This is a genomic window from Leuconostoc falkenbergense (assembly GCF_014634805.1).
In the GTDB taxonomy this organism is placed as follows: domain Bacteria; phylum Bacillota; class Bacilli; order Lactobacillales; family Lactobacillaceae; genus Leuconostoc; species Leuconostoc falkenbergense.
In genome coordinates this window covers 1-4,276 of the sequence record NZ_BMBS01000062.1, presented here as the reverse complement: position 1 = coordinate 4,276, position 4,276 = coordinate 1, and the positions used below count along the sequence as shown (strand labels likewise).

Annotated in this window: 4 protein-coding genes; 2 read left to right on the top strand and 2 right to left on the bottom strand. The window is 33.1% G+C overall.

Translation table 11 applies throughout. The features are described from left to right. Nucleotides 1–1,217, bottom strand: a 1,217-nt coding sequence (locus IEU71_RS09635; RefSeq protein ID WP_188349648.1) for a replication initiation factor domain-containing protein, incomplete at its 3' end; no start/stop codon positions are given. 402 nt (nucleotides 1,218–1,619) lie between these two features. Beyond that, entirely contained in the window at nucleotides 1,620–1,916 is a 297-nt protein-coding gene (locus tag IEU71_RS09630; RefSeq protein ID WP_004912974.1) for a hypothetical protein, read from the bottom strand. A 218-nt stretch (nucleotides 1,917–2,134) separates the two neighbouring features. Between IEU71_RS09630 and IEU71_RS09625 the strand changes: the two genes are divergently transcribed. Beyond that, on the top strand, nucleotides 2,135–3,355 hold the full coding sequence (locus tag IEU71_RS09625) for an AbiH family protein (protein ID WP_004912977.1): 1,221 nt from the start codon (nucleotides 2,135–2,137) through the stop codon (nucleotides 3,353–3,355). 68 nt (nucleotides 3,356–3,423) lie between these two features. Next, nucleotides 3,424–4,122, top strand: coding sequence for a hypothetical protein (locus IEU71_RS09620; protein WP_004912981.1), 699 nt, complete (start codon nucleotides 3,424–3,426; stop codon nucleotides 4,120–4,122). The last annotated feature ends 154 nt before the right edge of the window (nucleotides 4,123–4,276 follow it).

Genomic DNA, 4,276 nt, shown 5'->3' with positions numbered 1-4,276 from the left:
TCCACGAGATTATCGTTTTCAAACCATTCACTAATGACTTGCTCGGCTCTATCAGCATGTAATTCTAATTCCACACGATTTTTAATTGATGTTTCTAGCCCTTTTTGTTCTTGTTCTTTTTGCTTGTCATAAATACGAATAACAAAAGGCGACTTGCCAAAGTTTGCCGTCCAGCCGTCTTGATTATTACCATGAATAGCGAATGACCTTGACTTACTCCAAAATCTATTTTTCTGGGTTGCTTCAATAATTTCTTCCATATCTAACAAACCCCAATTATCATTGATTGCAATATCCAATCGTGAAAATGTCCCTTTAAAGCGTTTTGCTTGAACAAAAAACTTTTTCCATGTTAGCCCTTGTTCCAATAAGGCTTTTTCAAATAAGCGTGTGCCTTGTCCTGTGAGATACATGGTTGCGCCTATTTTTTGAACATCTTGGTTAGTATCAACATCTTTAGTTGGCTCAAAGTCCTGTACATAGATATTTTTTTCGCCAGCAAAGGCAAACTCACGTGTATAGAAATTTTGTGTCGTTGATCGCTCTAAAAACAACTCAGGTTTTAAGCGCATCACATCATTGATAACCTGTTCGCCAGTCATATCAGAAAATGTTATTGTGACCCAATCAAATTGCAAATCAAGCGCATTTTTCAAATCTGGAAAAGTTGTATACATTTTTTGAACAAAGTCATCAGTGATTGGTTTATTATCACTCTCAATCAGGCTCAACAAAGTGTTTGAAACGCCCATCTTTTTTGAAAACGTTAATTGATTGAAGCCTAGTAATTCTCTAATTGTTTTAATATGTAACCCATTCAATTTTGGTGCTTTAATAAAATCTTCCATTGCGATATCTTCCTTTTCAATATTTTTCACTAATTTTAATAATTGATACTTACCAACGTTTTTCAACCTTTCTAAATCAGTAAACAGTTTTCGATAATAATTATCATCTGCTTGTGTGGTATACATTGATATTGCAGTGTAACCATTTAAATCATCTCCCTTGATTGTGCCTAGTTCAATAAAATCGCCTAGTTTGAGACTATTAGATAATTGATTGCCGTTGACCTTTATTGTCTTAACAGCTTGCAATTCGCCATGTAAACTCAAACCGACCTTAATTAGCGGTGTATTCGTATAAGCCAAGCTATGTTGTGTTGTGCCTAAGAAAGTAGCGCTATAAAATTGATTAGTTTCTGCTAAGACCGTCATAGCCACTCCCTTCAACATTTTCTTTGCAAACCGTAAAATTTCGAGATTTTTTTTTACAACATTTTTTATTTTCAAAACACCGTCATATCAGCCATTCTCGATACTTTTGGGGGTATTTGTCGTAGCGACTTTTGCCCTTTAACCCCCCTGTTAGTAAGAGGGGGTTTTAGAAATTTAAGTAACCGTTCCGCCAGCGCAAGTGCCAGTCGTGCGACCAAAAGGTATTTTGGTCTTAACCACTACCACGCACCCTGCCCTTTAACGCTACGCTAGGGCGAGGGCGTGGCATGGCTCGCAAGGGCTTGCTCGCCACCCTGTCGGAACGGTCACTCTATGTACTAAAAAGCTCGCTAATGGTTGATTGTACGCATCAGCAAGCCCTTTTCTACCCCTAACAATTGATTAACGCTTGATGTGTGATAATTGCTCATTCAACTGCATCAAATCTTTACTACGATTGATAGCATGTGTTTTGGTAGAACGATAATTACCAATCATAAAGCCGATATTTTTACGAATTTGCACGATGTATGGTGGCAACATTGGGTTAATGCTTTCCAATTCGCCACTTTCCAATACTTTCTTCAATTCGCCATTAAGCTCTTCTAGGTGTTCAAGGTCACCAAGTTTTTCAATTGTCTTTAAATCTGTGATTGATTGTTCCGACAAAGATTGAATTTTTTTAACATCTAAAGCCATAATTTTTTACCTTTTTATCCTTTTTTAACTACAAATACAAATCAACAGCAAAGCTAAACACAGATGCTAAGTGTTGGACTTCTTGCGTGGTATTGCATAATACTATCGACCTTTCAATTCAGAATAACTCAAATCAGCTACCAAGAAGGTGGTTTGAGGTATATAATTTTTTTATACATATTTTTTAAAATGATTGACAAAACTGGAGAATAACTACAATGGTTAAAATTGCATACTTAATAGGAAATGGATTTGATATTCATCTTGGCTTACCATCTAGATACACAGACTTCTATAATTGGTTAGAAACTGTTTTCGGGCAGGATGAAATAAATAAAGAATATAAAACATTGGAAAAAAGAAAAAATCCATTAGTTCAAGAACTAGTAAATGCGGTTAAAATAAAAAGTATCGGAGAAGAAAAACCACTTACTAACGCAAAAAAATGGTCAGATTTTGAAGAAACATTAAAAGACAGAATTTTTGAATTAAGTCAAAATGAAAATCCTACAGAACAAGTTGTCAATCTTGTTCACAATTTACAAGATATAAACGCACTTATGACTTTTTATCTCAAGAAAGAGTTGACTGAGATTGAAAAAATTGACAAATTCACACCCAACGTTGTAGAAAAAAGTCTGTCAAAACCAATAAACCAATTAAAGCCTCAACAACTTGATCTGCTCAAAAGCTTAATAAAAGATAAATTAAGCACCACTGGCTTCGTTCCGTCACAGCATGTTATCGAATTTGTAAATTTTAACTATACCCCTTTATTAGAAATGTATTTATCTGAAGTGAATTCAATCAATATAAGTGAATTCGACGAGATTTTTACACCCTCTCAAAGGCCTTTAAGAATAAAAAATGAAATAGAATATCCAAACGGGAATTTTGATGACACCCCCGAGTTAGGTATTGGAACACGTGATGATTTACCACAAAACATTCATTTGTCCAAAATACTAACAAATTATTTAGTAAAGGAAGCTTTTGCTAGAAATAGAATGGACAAAAGAGTCACTAACATATTTGATACTATCGACTCTTCTGATATCGTAATTTCCTATGGTTTATCTTTAGGTAAAAGTGACGATTTATACCTATCAAGAATTATTTCAAGTTTAATAGCAAATCCCAAAAAAATTGTGATTATAGTTGTTTATAATCCGAACTTCAATCCATCAGCAATAACAATAGAATCCATGGAATTTGAATTAGGAATTAAAGAAAGACTAATTGACAGCCACTATCATATTAAGCATTCAGATCAATCAGCTGAAACCGATGAACAGTCCCCAGCCGATTTATTAAACGAATTAGATGATAGGATTATTGTACTTTCTGATAATGGAAAGAATAACGGTGACAGCTCATCATTTATGTATTTTCCGTATCTGAAAAACAAAGAAAGCACCGCCAATCCGAAAACAGCTTAATTTAAAATTGTTGAAGTTTAAAAAAATTTTTTCAGTAACAGTGTAATTAAAATAAGGAAGTACTTTAAATGGATAATTATCGAGTATTATTAAAGTTCGTTGAACCACAATATTTACACAGTTTTTGTTCTGGTGTTGTCAATTTCAGTCCTTTGAATCATTTTATTCAACAAGAACTAGAAGAAGGGGCTGGAAGCATTGGAGATAAAAGCGAAGGTTCTTACCATAAAGATTATCCAATAGATTCTATTCAATCCATACAAGTCGATGGTGCCACATTTGATAAAAAACACTTAGCTAAAACTGACTATCCTGTTAGTTTGGGACAAGACTTAACAACTGATGATAAAAAGAAATGTGGAATAGCTTCATTTTATCAACTCGATTCAAAAACTGACTTTGAAGAAATATCGGATAAGTATTTTATTATGAGCAAACAAGCAATTCATAATTTTGAATTGCTAAATGGAGACAGTAATAGAGTACCTGTTCTTCTTGGATTGAGCAAAAAAAGTATTTTAGAAAACACTAGAAAATTAACAGGAAAAACAGTAGAATACTACTCTAATGGAAAAAAAATTACTAATGATTCATATGATGATCTAGCCTTTCTTAAGAGAGATAATTTTGAATATCAACATGAATTCAGATTAATGGTAGAACTATCGAAATCAGATATAAGCGAACAAATAAAAATTGATTTTTTATTTGCAAAACCTCTTAACTCAGCACTAGACTTAGAAAACAAAAAAATTAATTTTCAATAAAATAAATTCTATAAGCTTAACAAATAGAAAAGCTAGCAAGAACTCTTGTTAAGATAAAATATAGACATGGTAGATTATAAAATTAAACCGAACACTTGAATAAAAAAGCCGCAGCGCCTTTAATGGTAATTGTCTAAAACAACCATAAAGGAAC

Bases quoted from the DNA above. Each gene is read 5' to 3' on its own strand.
- IEU71_RS09630 (WP_004912974.1), bottom strand. From the start codon at position 1,916: ATGGCTTTAGATGTTAAAAAAATTCAATCTTTGTCGGAACAATCAATC.
- IEU71_RS09625 (WP_004912977.1), top strand. From the start codon at position 2,135: ATGGTTAAAATTGCATACTTAATAGGAAATGGATTTGATATTCATCTT.
- IEU71_RS09620 (WP_004912981.1), top strand. From the start codon at position 3,424: ATGGATAATTATCGAGTATTATTAAAGTTCGTTGAACCACAATATTTA.